Consider the following 15,644-nt stretch of genomic DNA (forward strand, 5'->3'; position numbering starts at 1 on the left):
ATCCGCATGTCGAGGGAACCTCGAGGGGGCTCCGATCAGGCGCGATGCTGCGCTTCGGTCCGCTCGAGCAGGCCGTGCACCCGGCGAGCGCGGTCTCGCCACCACTGCTCGCGCTGCGGCGAGGCCCGGTGCCGGTCCAGCAGCTCCGGATCGGCGGCGACGGGGCCCACCGGCAGGACGCCGCCGCTCGGCAGCAGCGGGCTGCCCGTCACGTCCTCGGCCAGCAGCGCTGCCGTGCCGAGCCCGCACGCGTACGGCAGCTCGGGCAGCGCTGCGGCCAGGGCGAGACCCGCGCTGAGGCCCACGCTCGTCTCGAGGGCGGAGCTCACCACGGCCGGCAGCCCGGCCTGCTCGACGACCGCGAGCGCCCGTCGCGCCCCGCCCAGCGGGGCGGCCTTGATGACGATCAGATCGGCGGCCTCGGCTCGGGCCACCGCGAGCGGATCCTCGGCCTTGCGCACGGACTCGTCCGCGGCGATCGGCAGGGGCTCCCCGCGGCCGCGCAGCTCGCTGCGCACGCGAGCCAGGCCCTCGATCCCGGGGCTGGGCTGCTCGGCGTACTCGAGCCCGTGGCGGGCCAGCCGGATCAGCGCCTCGACCGCCTCCTCGGGGCCCCACCCGGCGTTGGCATCCACGCGCAGCGCGGCCTCCGGCAGGACCGCGCGCACGGCGGCCACGCGGGCGTCGTCGTCGGCCAGCGACTGGCCGTGCTCGGCCACCTTGACCTTCACCGCGGCGATGCCCTCCCCGTAGCGGGCCAACACGCGGGGGACCTCCGCGGCGGGCACCGCCGGGACGGTGGCATTGACCGAGACGGTCGTGCGCCGCGGCCGCGGCAGCCCGAGCCAGGCGACCTCGAGGGCGCAGCGCCACCAGGCCAGAGCCTCGGCATCGTCGTACTCGGGGAAGGCGGCGAACTCGGCCCAGCCCTGCGGACCGCGCACCAGCATGGATTCGCGGCGCTGCAGACCGCGGAAGCGCGAGGTCATCGGCAGGTCCACGACCGCGGCGTCCTCAAGCACCTCCTCGAGGGAGGGCAGCGGCTGCGGCAGGGGGCTGAAGGCCAGGGGCTCGGTTCGGGACATGGATCCAGCCTAGGGCCGGGCCGCGCAGGGGCTGCGCCCGAGTCCTCGGGAATCCGAGGCTCGGTCCCAGGATCCGCGAAGGCTCCGATGCCACACTGGGGCCCTTCCGAAGCCTGGGCGATCAGGCAGTGTCGATCAGGGGACGACGAGCGTGACCTACATTCCGGCTGAGACCGATCCGCAGCGAGGACAGCGGGGCGACCGCCACTCCGCGGCGCAGGATCGGCACCCGCAGGGCGAGCATCTCGGGGTCGAGCACCACCGGATGAGGCCCGACACGGCGCAGGAGACCCGGCTCGTCGCCGGGGTCCCTGCGCCGACGGCTCCGCTGCAGCGACAGCAGGTCTGGGCCCCGCAGCGCATCGACGATCGCCCCGACTACCCGGGCCAGGCCGCCTACCAGTACGGCGGCGAGCACCGCCCGCAGCCGCGGCGCGATCTCACGGTCGGCTCCGCAGTGGGCCAGCTGGTGCGCGCAGGCGTGCTCTTCGCCCTGGCCGGGCTGATCGCCTGGGCCGCGCTGCGCACGGTGAACGGGCAGTGGGTGGATGAGGTCGCCCTGCGCCAGGCCTCTGCGGTCAACGAACGCCTCCCCTCCACGGTGACCGGCCTGCTCGCCTCGGCCACCCTCATCACCTGCGCGGCCTCCGCTGTGATCTCACTGATCCTGGCCGCCTCGAACCGCCGCTGGATCCCGCTGGTGATCGCCGTGCTCACCGCGGTGCCGGCCCTGGCCTCCGTCCAGCTGCTCAAGCACAGCCTGCTGGACAAGACCGCCTACGGGATCCAGGAGTCGGCCCAGAACTCCCTGCCCTCCGGGCACACCGCCGCAGCAGCGGCAGCCGTGGCGGTCGTCGTCATGGTCGCTCCCGCGCGCCAGCGCAAGGCGTGGGCGCTGCTGGGCGCTGCGGCAGTCACTGTGGCCGGGGTGGGGACGGTCATCAACGGCTGGCACCGGCCCGCCGATGCCGCCGTGTCCGTGCTGCTGGTCGCCGGCTGGTTCGTGCTCGGATCCCTGGTGCTGCGCGCGCTGATCCCGGCCGAGCCCTGGGTCCCGCAGCGCGGCCTCACGCTGCTGGTCCTGTTCGTGCTGGGGGCCGGGCTCACGATCCTGGCCTTGACGGCTCAGCAGACGATCCCGGCACCGGGCCTGGCACTGGCCTTCGGCGCCCTGGGCGTGCTGAGCGCGTCCCTGCTCTCGGCCCAGCAGATGGTGCGGGCTATGCGCCCGCGCCGGCGATGACGGCCAGCCGGTCCAGCAGGATCCTGGAGGCCGCCGCCCCGTAGGGCAGCTGGTACAGCGCGGCGGTCACCGGACCGGCGGCGTCCTGCACCGGGGCCGCAGGCGCATCCAGGCGCTCGATCGCCGCGGCCATGTTCTCGGCCATGTCCCGCACCGCGCCGCGCGATACCGGGGAGCCGTGGCCCGGCACGACCACCGAGTAGCGCTCCAGATCCGCGATCTGCTCCAGGGCCCGCACCCATTCGCGCGGATAGGCGTCCTCGAAGGCCGGATCCGCGCCCTGCTCCACCACGTCGCCGGCGAACAGGACCTCGTCCACGCCCGCGAAGATGTCGTTGTCCGTGTGCGCCCGTCCCACCGAGAACACGACCACGTGCCGACCGCCCAGGTCGATCCGGCTCAGCGCGGGGCGCAGACCGGTGCCGGGCAGGTGCCGCTGCGGCACCACGATCCGCGTCCCCAGACCCTTGCCCTCCCCCATCTCCGGCTCCAGGACTCCCACGAAGGAGCGCTGGAAGTCGCCGTGGGTGCCGATGGCCGCGGCGGCGTCGCGGTGCGACCAGAACTCGGTGACTCCGGCCCGCTCGAAGACCGCGTTGCCCATGTAGTGGTCGTAGTGGGCGTGGGTGTTCAGCACCACGAGCGGCAGCTGGGTCACCGTGCGCACGGCCTCGAGGATCTCGCGCCCCTGCCGCGGCCCGGCGCCGGTGTCGATCACGAGCGCGCGCGAGGACCCCACGACCAGGCCCGAGTTCAGGCGCCAGTTCTCCGTGGTGATGACATGGATGTCGTCGCCGACTTCGCTGAGGGAGCTCACCCATCCAGCGTACGGTGCCGCACCGCGCGTGGCCTACGGTGGTGGCCATGCTGAGCCGCGGATCCGGGCGCTACGCGCCCTCCCCCTCCGGGGACCTCCACCTGGGCAACCTGCGCACCGCCGTGCTGGCCTGGGCGATCGCCCGCGCCGACGGCCGCGGGTTCGCGCTGCGCTTCGAGGACCTCGACCGCGTCAAGGAGGGCGCGGCCGAGCGCCAGCTCGAGGACCTGGCCGCGATAGGCCTGGACTGGCAGGAGCCCGTGCTCGTGCAGTCGCAGCGGATCCCGGCGCACCTCCAGGCCGTCGACAGGCTGCGCGAGCGCGATCTGGTCTACGAGTGCTTCTGCACGCGCCGCGAGATCCGCGAGGAGATCGAGGCCTCAGGCGGCGCGCCGCACGGGGCGCCGGGGGCCTATCCGGGCACCTGCCGCGATCTGACGCCCGCCCAGCGCGATGCCCGCCGCGCCGAGCGCCCGGCCGCGCTGCGACTGCGCGCCCAGACGGATTCTGCGACCGTCCGCGACCGCCTGCTGGGCGAGCACACCGCTGCCGTCGACGACTTCGTTCTCGTGCGCAACGACGGCCGCCCCGCCTACAACCTCGCGGTCGTCGTCGACGACGCCCATCAGGGCGTCGATCAGGTGGTGCGCGGCGACGACCTGCTGTCCTCCGCGCCCAGGCAGGCCCATCTGGCGCAGCTGCTCGGGCTGCCCGAGCCGCAGTGGATCCACGTCCCCCTCGTGCTCAATCCCGACGGCGACCGCCTGGCCAAGCGCGACGGCGCCGTGAGCCTGGCGGACCTGCGCGGCCTGGGCGTGGGGCCGGGTGAGGCGATGGGCTGGATCGGAGCCTCCCTGGGGCTCGGCGACAACATCCGCACGGCTTCCGATGTGCTCCAGCGCTTCGACGAGGTGCGCCTGGACCAGGGCCCCTGGATCCTGGACCCCCCGCGCCGGGCCGCCGAGACCGGCTGAGCGACGCCCCGACACCACCTGGACACAACCTGTCAAGCATTTCATCGCCCCAGGTCAGAGCGGCATATCTGCGTCATATCGGGGGGGCGCTGAGCGACCTTCCCGTATCCTTTCAGTCGTTTTGTCCGCGCTTGGGCGCTGCCTCGCACTCGCCCACCGCGGTCCGGGCTGCTGCTCTTCCGCAGCCCGACCCGCAGGACCGCACGATCTCGCGCGACCCGCTTGAGCGGCCCCGCTGCCCCGCAACCCCCGCACTTCCCGCACTTCCCGATTCGGAGAACACGCCCGGACGATCGATGGACGCCGCTGCGCGCCCCATCCGCACCGAGGCGGAGAGGAACCCCATGATCGAAGCAGGATCCGGCTTCTGGTGGATGATGGCCGCCATCGCCCTGTACTTCCTGGCGATGGTCGGCATAGGCCTCTGGGCGTCCACGCGCACCAATGACAAGGACGACTACATGATCGGCGGGCGCGATCTGCCCGCCCCGGTCGCCGCGCTGTCCGCCGGCGCCTCCGACATGTCCGGCTGGCTGCTCATGGGCCTGCCCGGAGCGCTCTACCTCGGCGGCATGGCACAGTCCTGGATCGCCATCGGCCTGACGTTGGGCGCTTGGGTCAACTGGAAGGTCGTGGCCCCGCGACTGCGCCTGTTCACCGAGCAGTATGGCAATGCCATCACCCTCCCCTCCTACTTCGGCAACCGCCTGGTGCGCGGCGGCCGGATGCTGCGGGTGGTCTCGGGACTGGTCATCCTCATCTTCTTCACGTTCTACATCTCCTCCGGCATGGTCGCCGGCGGCAACTTCGCGGCGGCCTCGTTCGGCGGTGCCCTCGAGGAGAGCTTCGGCTGGTCCAACAGCGAGACCTACCTGATCGGCATGCTGGTCATCGCCGCGGTCACGATCCTCTACACGCTGATCGGCGGATTCCTGGGCGCCAGCTTCACCGACTTCGTGCAGGGCACCCTGATGTTCCTGGCCCTGCTGGCGGTGCCCGTCGTGACCATGATCATCGCCGGCGGCCCGGCGACCATCGTCCAGCGCGTGGACGAGGTTCACCCCGGCGCCTGGAACCTCTTCGACTGGAGCGCGGCCGGCGGCGTCATCGGCGCGATCTCGCTGTTCGCCTGGTTCCTCGGCTACTTCGGCCAGCCGCACATCCTGGTGCGCTTCATGGCCCTGCGCAGCCACCACGAGGCCGTCTCCGGGCGCCGCTGGAACATCGTGTGGATGGCCCTGTGCGTGATCGGCGCGATCCTCACCGCCCTGTTCGCGATCCCGCTGGTGGAGCGCGGACGCGTGAGCCTCACCAACTCGGAGACTGCCGAGACCGTGTTCCTGGACTCCGCGATCGGCCTGTTCCCGGCGTTCGTGGCCGGGCTCGTGCTGGCCGCCGTGCTCGCCGCGATCATGTCCACGCTGTCCTCGCAGCTCGTGGTCACCGCCTCCGCGTTCGTGGAGGACCTCATGCTGCTGCTGCGCCGCCGCCCTCTGACCGGCCGCTCGTCGCTGTGGGTCTCCCGCGCCGCCGTGTTCGTCGTGGCGGTCGTCGCCGCGCTCATGGCCCTGAACCCGTCCGAATCGATCCTGGCCCTGGTCGGCTTCGCCTGGGCCGGCTTCGGCGCGGCCTTCGGCCCGATCGTGCTGCTGTCGCTGTACTGGAAGAAGCTCACCGGCTACGGCGCCACCGCCTCCATGGTGGTCGGCGCGGCCGTCGTGCTGATCTGGCCCTCGACCCCGTGGGCGGATCTGTACGAGATCATCCCTGGCTTCGCCGCCGCGCTCATCGTGGCCGTGCTGGTCTCCCTGGCCACCTACAGCAACGAGCCGGGCATCGACGACCACTTCGACGCCGCCGTCGCCCGCTCCCGCGAGGGCCTGCCGGAGGACGACTCCGAGCTCGAAGCTCCCCGTGCCGCAGGTGCGGCCTCGGCGCCGGCCCAGGCCGGTGCGAGCTCTGCTCAGGACGCGGACGGCTCCGCTCGGGCCACCGGCGCCGCCGAGGGCGGCACCCCGCCCGCACCGTGGGCGCACAACGGCTGAGCGATCCAGCTGCGCTGAAGCCTCAGGGGGCCCGGGACGATGAGCATCGTCCCGGGCCCCCTGTCCGACTCCGGGCCAGGTCCCGGCAGAGCCTCCCGCGCCGCTGCCGGCTTCAGCCGCGCCGACGGGTCCTGGCGGTGGCCTGGGCGGCCCACGGGTCCTCCGGCCACGGGTGCTTGGGATAGCGCCCGCGCATCTCGGCGCGGACCTGGCGGTACGGCCCGTCCCAGAACGAGGCCAGATCGGCCGTGATCGCCAGCTCCCGCCCGGCCGGGGAGAGCAGGTGGAAGAGCACCGGCAGACGACCGTCGAGCAGCCGGGGCGACTCCGCCAGGCCGAAGCACTCCTGGAGCTTGACCCGCACGATCGGCTGCGGGACCTGCCCGCGCCCGCTGCCGGCCTGCTCCTCCTGGTCGGTGAGCGCGACCTCCTCGGACTCCCACTGCTGCGGCCACAGGATCCGGTGCGAGGCGCCCGATGGCACGGCCAGCCGCTGCGGGGCCAGGTCCTCGAAGCGCGAGGCCTCCGGCCAGGGCAGCAGCCGTCGCAGAGCCGAGACGGTGTCGATCGAGCGCACCGAGGCCCCTCGTGCCAGCGCCGCGAGCTCCGGGCCGAGCCAGACCTGCGCCTGGGCTCCCAGGGAGTCGTCGTCCATGGCCGGCCAGGGCCCGCCCAGGTGCCGGTGGCAGGCCGCCATCCGAGCGCGCAGCTGCAGCGCCTGCTCGGACATCTCCAGCAGCGCCGGGCCCTGCTCCTCGAGCGCACGGCCGATCGCCTCGGCGGCCTGCTCGGGGTCCGGGCGCGCCGGGGTGGCCGCGAGCTCGATGGCCCCCAGCGACTCGACGTCGCGAGCCCTGGCCCGCCCGTCGACGAAGCGCACGGACAGCTCGCGCCGGTGCAGTCGACCCGCGGCGCGCTCGGCCGTGGCCCGCTCCAGCCCGGCGGCAGCGCGGATCAGGGCCCCGGTGCCCGCGGCGGCCGAGGCCTGCGAGCGCGTGACATCGGCGACGGCCAGCCACTGCTCGTGGACCAGCGGGGACTCGCGAGGCAGGCCGGCGCGGGTCCCCGAGGCCAGCAGCCACTGCTCGCCGCGCTCATCCATCCGCCGGGCGATCCGCTCGGGGAAGGCCAGGCCCACCACCAGCCCGAGGACCTCCTGGGCATCGGCAGGGGCGTGAGCGGCGGGCTCTCGGCTCGCCTCGGGATCGGCTCGTCGCCGCTGCGGCTCGGGGCCAGGCGACTCGCCCGACGGCTCCACAGCCGTTCCCGCGATCAGCGAGCGCAGCCGTCGAGCCTCGGCCTGCCAGCGCCGGGAGCCCGGATGCTGCCCGCGGCGCAGCTCGCGCAGCAGACCGGCGAGGTCGCCGTCGGGGGCCCGGTGGTCGTCGGCGACGGCCGCCACGATCTCGGCGGCCGTGGACTCCTCCACCGACTGTGCGCCGACGAGCAGAGCGCGGCCCCAGCGCGGATCCAGCGGCAGCCCCGCCAGGCGGCGGCCGACGGCAGTGGGACGCAGGTCCTCGTCGAGGGCCTCCAGCGAGCGCAGCGTGCGGTGAGCATCGGCCAGGGCCCGGGGCGCAGGCGGATCCAGCAGGGCCATGCCCTTGCCTCCCGGGGCTCCCCAGCAGGACAGCACGAGTGCTGCGGAGGTCAGATCGGCCGTGCGGATCTCCGGGACGGCGCGCTCGGGCATGGCCGCCCACGCCGACTCGTCGTAGCAGCGCACGACCGCTCCGGGACCGGTGCGCGCGGCACGGCCCGCCCGCTGCCGTCCCGAGGCCCGAGAGGCCGAGACCGTGACGAGCCCGGACATGCGGCGCACCGCGTCCCTGCGCGGCTCGCGCGAGAGACCGGCATCGATCACCAGGCGCACTCCGGGCACCGTCAGCGAGGACTCGGCCAGGGCCGTGGAGACAACGATCCGGGGGCGGCCGTCCGGCTCGCGCCCGGCCACCGCGAGGTTCTGCTCGTGCGCGGGGATGCGCCCATGCAGCTCGAGCACCTCGGCCTCCGAGAGCTCCCGGAGCCGAGCAGCCACGTGGGAGACCTCCCCGGCTCCGGGCAGGAAGACGAGGGCGTCGAGGCCAGGGTCCTGGGCCAGGCCGCGCTCGTGCTCCCGATGCGCCGTGCGGGCCACGTGGTCCAGGAACTCCCGCCGCACGCCGCGCTCGTCGAGCCGCGGCCCCGTCCCCGGAGCCCAGCGGACCTCGAGGGGGTGCTCGACCGCCCGGCTGTCCACGAGCGGGACCTCGTCCAGCCCGAGCGCCTGCCCGATCAGGTCGCGGAAGGATCCGGCGTCGAGGGTGGCGGACATGACGATCAGGGCCAGGTCCTCGCGCAGCTGCCGCAGCTCCAGGACCATGCCCAGCAGCAGGTCGATCTCCAGGCCGCGCTCGTGGACCTCGTCGAGCACGATCGCTCGGGTCCCGCTCAGCTCCGGGTCCGCCAGCAGGCGCCCGATCAGCACGCCCGGGGTCACGAACTCGATGGCGGTCCCCGAGCCGACCTCGCGCTGCCCGCGCACGGTGAGCCCGGACAGCTCGCCGAGCCTCGTTCCGCTCAGCTGGGCCAGCCGCTGGGCCGCGGCCCCCGCGGCCACCCGCCGCGGCTGCACGACGACGACCCTGCTGCGCGCATCCGCCCCGAGCTCGAGGGCCGCCGCCGGCGGGGCGAGCGTGGTCTTGCCGGTGCCCGGAGGCGCCTCCACGACGGCGACTCCGTGGCCGGCCAGCGCCGCCCGCAGCCGCGGGACGGCCTGCGCGAAGGGCAGGTCCGCGCCGAGGCGCTCGAGGTCCAGATCCATCATCCGGCCAGTCTCCCATCTGCCGTGCGGCAGCAGCTCCGCGGGCGTCGACGGCCCCAGCGGGCCCGTTCCGGCGTCGGCGAGCGCTCGTAGACTGGCCGCTGTGAACGACTCCAGCGCATCCCAGCTCTCCCGCCAGGTCTCCGAGATCTTCGATCCCGTGCAGTGGCGCACGGTCGAGGGGTTCGAGGACCTGACGGACATCACCTACCACCGCGGCGTCCAGCGCGGACCCGACGGCGCCCTCGAGCGCGACCTGCCCTGGGTCCGGGTGGCCTTCGACCGCCCCGAGGTCCGCAATGCCTTCCGCCCGGGGACGGTGGACGAGCTCTACCGCGTGCTCGATCATGCCCGCATGAGCTCGGACGTGGGCGCCGTGATCCTCACCGGCAACGGCCCGTCGGCCAAGGACGGCGGCTGGGCCTTCTGCTCGGGTGGCGATCAGCGCATCCGCGGCCGCGACGGCTACCGCTACGCCGAGGGCGAGACCGCCGAGTCGGTGGATCCGGCCCGCGCCGGGCGCCTGCACATCCTGGAGGTCCAGCGTCTGATCCGCACCATGCCCAAGCCCGTGATCGCCGCGGTCTCCGGCTGGGCAGCAGGCGGCGGGCACTCCCTGCACGTGGTCTGCGACCTCACGCTGGCCTCGGCAGAGCACGGGAGGTTCAAGCAGACCGACGCCACCGTCGGCTCCTTCGACGCCGGCTACGGTTCCGCCTTGCTGGCCCGCCAGGTGGGTCAGAAGAACGCCCGCGAGATCTTCTTCCTGGCCCGCGAGTACTCCGCCCAGGACATGCACCGCATGGGCGCGGTCAACGAGGTCGTGGAGCACTCCGAGCTCGAGGCCACGGCCATCGAGTGGTGCCGGATGATCTGCGCGCAGTCCCCGCAGGCGATCCGCATGCTCAAGTACGCCTTCAACCTCCCGGACGACGGCATGGTCGGGCAGCAGGTCTTCGCCGGTGAGGCCACGCGCCTGGCCTACATGACCGACGAGGCCGTCGAGGGCCGCGATGCCTTCCTGGGCAAGCGCGATCCCGATTGGTCGTCCTACCCGTACTACTTCTGATCCCCGTGGCGGACACCTCCTCTGCGGAGCAGGAGCTGCCCGGTCGCGCGATGCCGGCGCCGCGCACCGCGGACCTGCCTTCGGACGCCGTTGTCCTCGACGGCCCTCAGGCCCTGCCCGGGCTCGGCGGTGCGGCCGGTCTGCTCGAGCGGCTCCGGGATGCGCTGTCGCGGCCCGGTCCGGCCGTCGTCGTCTCGACCTCGGGCTCGACCGGGCGCCCCAAGGCCACGGTGCTCGAGGCGCAGTCGCTGCGCGCCTCCGGACAGGCCACAGCCGTGCGCACCGGCGGGCACGGCCAGTGGCTGCTGTGCCTGCCCGCGCACTACGTGGCCGGTGTCCAGGTCCTGGCCCGATCGGCACTTGCAGGGACCGAGCCGGTGATCATGGACGACGGACCCTTCCGCGCCGAGGCCTTCGCGGGCGCCGCCGAGAGGATGACGGGCGAGGTCCGGCACGTCTCGCTCGTGCCGACCCAGCTCTCCCGACTGGTCGAGGTCGCAGACGACCCGGCAGGCGGGCGCGCGGTGCGCCGGGCGCTGGCATCCTTCGACTCGGTGCTGCTCGGAGGCTCGGCGGCCTCGCGCGTGCTGCTCGAGCGCGCCCGCGCCCTGGGGGCCCGCGTGGCCACCACCTACGGGATGTCGGAGACTTGCGGCGGCTGCGTGTACGACGGCCGACCGCTCGACGGCATCGAGGTCCGGATCGAGGCTTCGGAGGGGTCCTCGTCACCGGCTCCTGCGCAGGGCTGCGCCCCGCTGGCGCCCGAGGGATCCGGGCGGATCTGGCTCGGCGGGGCCGCGGTCACGACCGGCTACCTCGACGACGATGCCCAGACCGCCCGCCATGTCCGCCTGATCGACGGCCGGCGCTGGTACCGCACCGATGACCTCGGCACCTGGGACGGGCGGCTGCTGGAGATCGCCGGTCGCGCCGACGACGTCGTGGTCACCGGCGGGCTCAAGGTCTCGGCCGGCGTGGTGGCCCAGCAGCTGCTGCGCGATCCCGAGATCGAGCAGGCCGTCGTGCTCGGGGTGCCGGATCCGCAGTGGGGACAGGCCGTGGCCGCGCTCGTCGTCCCGCGCTCGAGCGCCCATCAGCGGGAGGAGACCGCGCTGCGGGAGCGGCTGTCCGCCGAGATCCGCTCAGCACTGGGCGCTGCGGCCGTTCCCAAGCGATGGCTCATCGCGGCGCAGATGCCCATGCTCGTCACCGGCAAGCCGGATCGGGCCGAGGTGCGCCGCCTGCTGGAGGGCGTCAGCGGCTGAGCAGCGGTCGGGTCCGTCGGGTTCTCATGAAATGATGGGCCGGTTCACAGCCGTCGGCCGAGGAGGTCCTGTTCGTGGCTACACCTGCGCAGTGGGTCGAGGGCGCGCGCCTGCGCACCCTGCCCATGGCCCTGGCCCCGGTCATCGCCGGGACCGCCGCCGCCCAGTCCATGTGGGGCTCGGACGTGGTGCGCGCGCTGCTGGCCTTCGCCGTGGCGCTGCTGCTGCAGATCGGCGTGAACTACGCCAACGACTACTCGGACGGCATCAAGGGCACCGACGACGACCGCGTGGGCCCCATGCGCCTGGTCGGCTCCGGGGCCGCCGCACCACGGCAGGTGCTGGCTGCCGCGCTGGGCTGCTTCGTGCTGGCCATGGTGGCCGGCGTCGCCCTGGTGGCGCTGTCAGGCCAGTGGTGGTTCCTGGTGATCGGCGCCTCCGCGGTGCTGGCCGCCTGGGGCTACACCGGAGGCCCGTGGCCCTACGGCTACCGCGGGCTGGGCGATGCGGCGGTGTTCGTCTACTTCGGGCTCGTGGCCGTGCTGTGCACCGCCATGACCCAGGCCGGCGAGCTGAACCTGCAGGCCTGGATCGCCGCCGTGGCCACGGGACTGTTCGCCTGCGCGCTGCTGATGGCCAACAACATCCGCGACATCCCCGGCGACCAGGAGGTCGGCAAGCGCACCCTGGCCGTGCGGCTGGGCGATCGCTGGGCCCGCGTGGTCTTCACCGCCGAGCTCGGGCTGGCCTTCGCGCTGCATGTGTTCCTGCTCCCGCAGAACCCGTGGTTCCTGCTGGTGCTGCTGGCGGCCCCGCTGGCGATCATGGCCGCGCGCACCGTGCTGGGTGCCACCGAGCGCACCGCGCTGATCCCGGTGCTCAAGCAGTGCGGGATCCTCAACCTCGTGTGGTCCGTGCTGTTCCTCATCGCCGTGGTGGCGCACCAGAGCCTGTGAGGCAGGCGGCCCTGCGTTCAGGGCCTCAGCGGCCGCGTTCAGGGGCCCGGGCTGGTGCGCCCGGGCCCCTTCCGCATCCTCAGGGAAGGTCGTCCTCGCCGCGGCTGCGGCGGTAGGCGTCGGCCTCGGCGTCCTCGTCCCGGGTGTCGCGCAGGCGCTCTCGGCTGCGGGGCTTGGGCGAGCGCGAGATCGCGCGGTTGAGGTCCTCGCTCGCGGCGATGTGCAGCTTGGGGAAGAAGAGATAGCACACCGCGAACGCCACGATCACGGCGGCGATGCCGGAGAAGATCAGACCGAGGTCCAGTGCCATGAACAGCACGAACGCGACGGCGAGGATGGCCAGGCGCAGGGCGGAGTACTTCAGGAAGTTCACCGGAGCATCCTACGGCCCGCCCCTGGATGCGGCCTCCGCGCGCGCACGGGCATCAGCCCTGCGAGCGCCCGCCCTCGATCGGCCAGCGGTCCGTCCAGGCTCCGGGCTCCTCGGCGAAGGCCCGCACGTGCTCCGGGAAGCCGCCGGTCAGGACATCTGCCAGCGTGACCTCGTCGAGCACCCGGCGCATGGCCGAGCGCAGCGCGACCCACACGACCGGCAGGTGCTCAGCAGCACCCGTGTAGGCGGTGTCCGACGGGCGCTGCCCCCGGATGCCGGCCAGCGGCCCCTCCACCGTGCGGATCACCGCGCCGATCGTGATCTCCTGCGCCTGGGAGGCCAGCCGGTAGCCGCCTGCGGCTCCGCGGCGGCTGACGACGAGCCCCCCACGGCGCAGCTGCCCGAGGACCACCTCGAGGAACTTGGCCGGCAGCTGCTGACGCTGGGCCAGCTCCTGGGCGGGCATGGCGGCGGTGCCCGCCGCGTGCGCCTCGGCGAGCATGAGCATGGCCCTGATCGCGTATTCGGCGCGTGCGGAGATCTCCATGTGTCGATTGTTTCACGGACTTTGACGCCCTTCCCAGGGCCCTGGAATGCTCGCGCACAGCAAATCCCATCATCCTGATGGGAATAGTGGATCGGCTGCGGAAGCGGCGCTCGCCCCGCCCGCGCGGCGCTGCCGAGTCAACGATCCGCCCCACCCCACTGCCCGGGAGTCCCGCATGCGCATGCTCGTCCTCATCGCCCTCGTCGGCCTGGCCGCCCAGCTCGTGGACGGCGGCCTGGGCATGGCCTACGGCGTCACGACCTCCACGCTGCTGCTCACGATCGGGGCCAACCCGGCTGCCGCCTCGGCCACCGTGCACCTGGCCGAGGTCGGGACCACGCTCGTGTCCGGGCTCTCCCACTGGCGCTTCGGCAACGTCGACTGGGGCGTCGTGGCCAAGATCGGGATCCCCGGTGCGATCGGCGCCTTCCTGGGGGCCACGGCCCTGTCGAACCTCGACGCCGCGGCCGCCAGGCCCTTCATGTCCGCAGTGCTGCTCGCCCTGGGCCTGTTCATCCTGGTGCGCTTCACGCTCGGCGGCCTGCGCAGCGATCGACTGGGACGAGCCATCCCCGCACGGCTGCTCGCCCCGCTCGGGCTCTTCGCCGGCTTCATGGACGCCGCCGGAGGCGGCGGCTGGGGCCCCGTCGGCACGCCCGCCCTGCTCGCCGACGGCCGCCTGGAGCCCCGGAAGGTCGTGGGCTCGATCAACTCCGCGGAGTTCCTGGTCACCGTGGCCGCCTCGCTCGGCTTCCTCTTCTCCCTGGGCAGCCAGGGGATCACCTGGTCCTGGGTGCTGGCCCTGCTGATCGGGGGCGTGATCGCAGCACCCATCGCCGCCGCGCTGGTCCGCTGCGTCCCCTCGCGCGTGCTCGGCCCGGCCGTGGGCGGGCTGATCGTGCTCACCAACGCCCGGACCCTGCTCGGGGCGGATGCGCTGGACGCCCCTGCGACGGTCTCCCACGCCGTGCTGCTGGGGATCGCCGTCCTGTGGCTGGCCGCCGTCGGCTGGTCGGTCCTGCAGCATCGCAGCGGCTCGCATGCGGGGAGCGTCTCGGAGGCGACGACCGCCGATGAGGTCGCGACGCCGACGGCCGCGGCCGCGAGCGGGTCGTCCGCTGCCCAGTGCTCGGAGTCGGTGCACTCGGCGCGCTGAGGACGGGACCCGGACGTCGCGGCCCCGTCGCGATTGATCGCGGGGTCGGGCCTCCCCGTACGATGGAGACATGATCCGAGCCATCCTCATCATCGGCGTGATCGCTCTGGCTGTGGGCGTGATCATCTACTCGCTGATCGACTGCGCGCGCTCGGACGCCCGCGACATCCGCGGCCTGCGCCGCGGTCCGTGGCTGGCGATCATCCTGCTCCTGCCGGTCATCGGCGGCATCCTGTGGCTGACGCTGGGCCGCCCGCGCTACGCCTCCCCCGGCTCCGTCCCCACCCGCGGCAAGGGCCCGGATGACGACCCCGAGTTCCTGCGCCAGCTGGACCGCCAGCGACGCCAGGCCGAGCGCGAGCGGCAGCGCCGCGAGCAGCCCGGCGAGGAACAGGCCGGCGACGATCCGGCCGATGAGCCGCAGTCCGACCAGGACCGGGCCCCAGGCTCGGAGGACCCGGACGACGACGCGCCGAGCGCCCCCGGGGCGGATCCCTCCGCGCGCTGAATCCCTCGGGATCCCCGCGCGCAGCTCAGCCCCAGGGTTCGAGCTGCGGCGCATCCTGCGGGTCTGCTCGACCGGCCAGCCAGGCGAGCAGCCGGCGCTGGCTCGACAGCGATCCCCAGCGCTGCGGGACGGTTGCGAGCAGCTGCGGAAGGTCCCAGGCCACGTACTCCTGAGGCCAGTCGGCGGACGTGTACTCGAGGCCGAGGTCCACATGATGCATCTCGACCTCGCGCAGCCGGTGCGCCGGCTCCCCGCTCGTGCCGTAGGAGTCGCGGCCCAGGAGCTCAGGGTGGGGCCAGCCCGCCGCATCCATGGCGGCGAGCACCCCGTCCAGACGGCCGCAGGACTCCTGCAGGTCGCGCAGGATCTGCGCCGCGGGCCGACCCTCGCCCTCGTCGATCTCGTCCCGGCGCTGCTGCGCACCACCGGGATACCTCGGCTCATCCGCTCCCCGAAGGGCTGCTGCGAGTCGGCGGCTGTGCCCGTCGGCGTTGCGCGCCAGGTGGGTCAGCACGTGCCCGATTGACCACTCCGGCAGCAGCGAGGCACGTCGGATCTGGGCGTCATCGAGGCCTGAGGCGGTGCCGAGCAGGCGCTGGTGCGCCAGGCGCACAAGCTCTGCGGCGCGACGGGGCTCCGTAGAGAGGTCGCCGGAAGGATCGTCCATGGCAGCGAGCATGGCACCCCCTCCTCCGAGCTCACCAGACCCGAGACCCGCCCGAGAACTGCCATGAGGGGCGGCCCGGGAAGCGGAGGGACCCCGCGTCGTGCGACGCGGGGTCCCTCCGGTCTCAGGAAGCGGC

General features: G+C 73.5%; 15 protein-coding genes. 8 read left to right on the plus strand and 7 right to left on the minus strand.

The window, feature by feature from the left end:
- Positions 1 to 35 precede the first annotated feature (35 nt).
- Together JOE55_RS04895 and JOE55_RS04900 are read right to left on the minus strand one after the other, a co-directional pair.
- On the minus strand, positions 36 to 1,085 hold the full coding sequence (locus JOE55_RS04895) for an o-succinylbenzoate synthase (protein ID WP_204782186.1): 1,050 nt from the start codon (positions 1,083 to 1,085) through the stop codon (positions 36 to 38).
- Between the two features lie 121 nt (positions 1,086 to 1,206).
- Positions 1,207 to 1,344 (minus strand): hypothetical protein, encoded by a 138-nt coding sequence (locus JOE55_RS04900; RefSeq protein ID WP_155930972.1) that lies wholly within the window; start codon positions 1,342 to 1,344, stop codon positions 1,207 to 1,209.
- Positions 1,345 to 1,350: 6 nt separating this feature from the next.
- Here JOE55_RS04900 and JOE55_RS04905 point away from each other — a divergent pair, with 6 nt between their 5' ends.
- Positions 1,351 to 2,328 (plus strand): phosphatase PAP2 family protein, encoded by a 978-nt coding sequence (locus JOE55_RS04905; protein ID WP_144421669.1) that lies wholly within the window; start codon positions 1,351 to 1,353, stop codon positions 2,326 to 2,328.
- Here the strand turns inward: JOE55_RS04905 and JOE55_RS04910 are convergent.
- Positions 2,306 to 3,145 carry an MBL fold metallo-hydrolase gene (locus JOE55_RS04910; RefSeq protein WP_024289878.1) on the minus strand — a complete coding sequence of 280 codons (840 nt, stop codon included), beginning with the start codon at positions 3,143 to 3,145 and terminating at the stop codon, positions 2,306 to 2,308. The genes JOE55_RS04905 and JOE55_RS04910 overlap by 23 nt on opposite strands.
- Before the next feature lie 47 nt (positions 3,146 to 3,192).
- Here JOE55_RS04910 and gluQRS point away from each other — a divergent pair, with 47 nt between their 5' ends.
- The gene (gene gluQRS / locus JOE55_RS04915) at positions 3,193 to 4,119 is read left to right on the plus strand and encodes a tRNA glutamyl-Q(34) synthetase GluQRS (protein ID WP_051452678.1); all 927 of its coding nucleotides are present in this window, start codon (positions 3,193 to 3,195) and stop codon (positions 4,117 to 4,119) included.
- A gap of 344 nt (positions 4,120 to 4,463) precedes the next feature.
- Entirely contained in the window at positions 4,464 to 6,164 is a 1,701-nt protein-coding gene (gene putP, locus JOE55_RS04920; protein ID WP_204782187.1) for a sodium/proline symporter PutP, read from the plus strand.
- Positions 6,165 to 6,276: 112 nt separating this feature from the next.
- Here the strand turns inward: putP and hrpB are convergent, their stop codons facing one another.
- Entirely contained in the window at positions 6,277 to 8,970 is a 2,694-nt protein-coding gene (gene hrpB, locus JOE55_RS04925; RefSeq protein WP_204782188.1) for an ATP-dependent helicase HrpB, read from the minus strand.
- A 100-nt stretch (positions 8,971 to 9,070) separates the two neighbouring features.
- Here hrpB and JOE55_RS04930 point away from each other — a divergent pair, with 100 nt between their 5' ends.
- From JOE55_RS04930 to JOE55_RS04940, 3 genes are all read left to right on the plus strand, one after another.
- Positions 9,071 to 10,036, plus strand: a complete 966-nt coding sequence (locus JOE55_RS04930; protein WP_006213747.1) for a 1,4-dihydroxy-2-naphthoyl-CoA synthase — start codon at positions 9,071 to 9,073, stop codon at positions 10,034 to 10,036.
- A gap of 5 nt (positions 10,037 to 10,041) precedes the next feature.
- A complete protein-coding gene (locus JOE55_RS04935) occupies positions 10,042 to 11,301 on the plus strand; it encodes an AMP-binding protein (protein WP_204782189.1) in 1,260 nt (419 codons plus the stop codon).
- A gap of 74 nt (positions 11,302 to 11,375) precedes the next feature.
- Positions 11,376 to 12,257, plus strand: a complete 882-nt coding sequence (locus JOE55_RS04940; protein ID WP_204782190.1) for a 1,4-dihydroxy-2-naphthoate polyprenyltransferase — start codon at positions 11,376 to 11,378, stop codon at positions 12,255 to 12,257.
- 79 nt (positions 12,258 to 12,336) lie between these two features.
- Here JOE55_RS04940 and JOE55_RS04945 read toward each other — a convergent pair whose 3' ends face one another.
- Together JOE55_RS04945 and JOE55_RS04950 are read right to left on the minus strand one after the other, a co-directional pair.
- Positions 12,337 to 12,630, minus strand: a complete 294-nt coding sequence (locus JOE55_RS04945) for a DUF4229 domain-containing protein (RefSeq protein ID WP_024289871.1) — start codon at positions 12,628 to 12,630, stop codon at positions 12,337 to 12,339.
- 52 nt (positions 12,631 to 12,682) lie between these two features.
- Positions 12,683 to 13,177 (minus strand): RrF2 family transcriptional regulator, encoded by a 495-nt coding sequence (locus JOE55_RS04950; protein WP_006213752.1) that lies wholly within the window; start codon positions 13,175 to 13,177, stop codon positions 12,683 to 12,685.
- A 175-nt stretch (positions 13,178 to 13,352) separates the two neighbouring features.
- Between JOE55_RS04950 and JOE55_RS04955 the strand changes: the two genes are divergently transcribed.
- Together JOE55_RS04955 and JOE55_RS04960 are read left to right on the plus strand one after the other, a co-directional pair.
- The gene (locus JOE55_RS04955) at positions 13,353 to 14,333 is read left to right on the plus strand and encodes a sulfite exporter TauE/SafE family protein (RefSeq protein WP_204782191.1); all 981 of its coding nucleotides are present in this window, start codon (positions 13,353 to 13,355) and stop codon (positions 14,331 to 14,333) included.
- 70 nt (positions 14,334 to 14,403) lie between these two features.
- Positions 14,404 to 14,841 (plus strand): PLD nuclease N-terminal domain-containing protein, encoded by a 438-nt coding sequence (locus JOE55_RS04960; RefSeq protein WP_024289869.1) that lies wholly within the window; start codon positions 14,404 to 14,406, stop codon positions 14,839 to 14,841.
- A gap of 25 nt (positions 14,842 to 14,866) precedes the next feature.
- On the opposite strand, the gene JOE55_RS04965 is transcribed toward JOE55_RS04960, so the two are convergent.
- Positions 14,867 to 15,520 (minus strand): maleylpyruvate isomerase N-terminal domain-containing protein, encoded by a 654-nt coding sequence (locus JOE55_RS04965; protein WP_204782192.1) that lies wholly within the window; start codon positions 15,518 to 15,520, stop codon positions 14,867 to 14,869.
- Positions 15,521 to 15,644: the final 124 nt, after the last annotated feature.

The organism is Kocuria palustris, assembly GCF_016907795.1.
Taxonomy (GTDB): domain Bacteria; phylum Actinomycetota; class Actinomycetes; order Actinomycetales; family Micrococcaceae; genus Kocuria; species Kocuria palustris.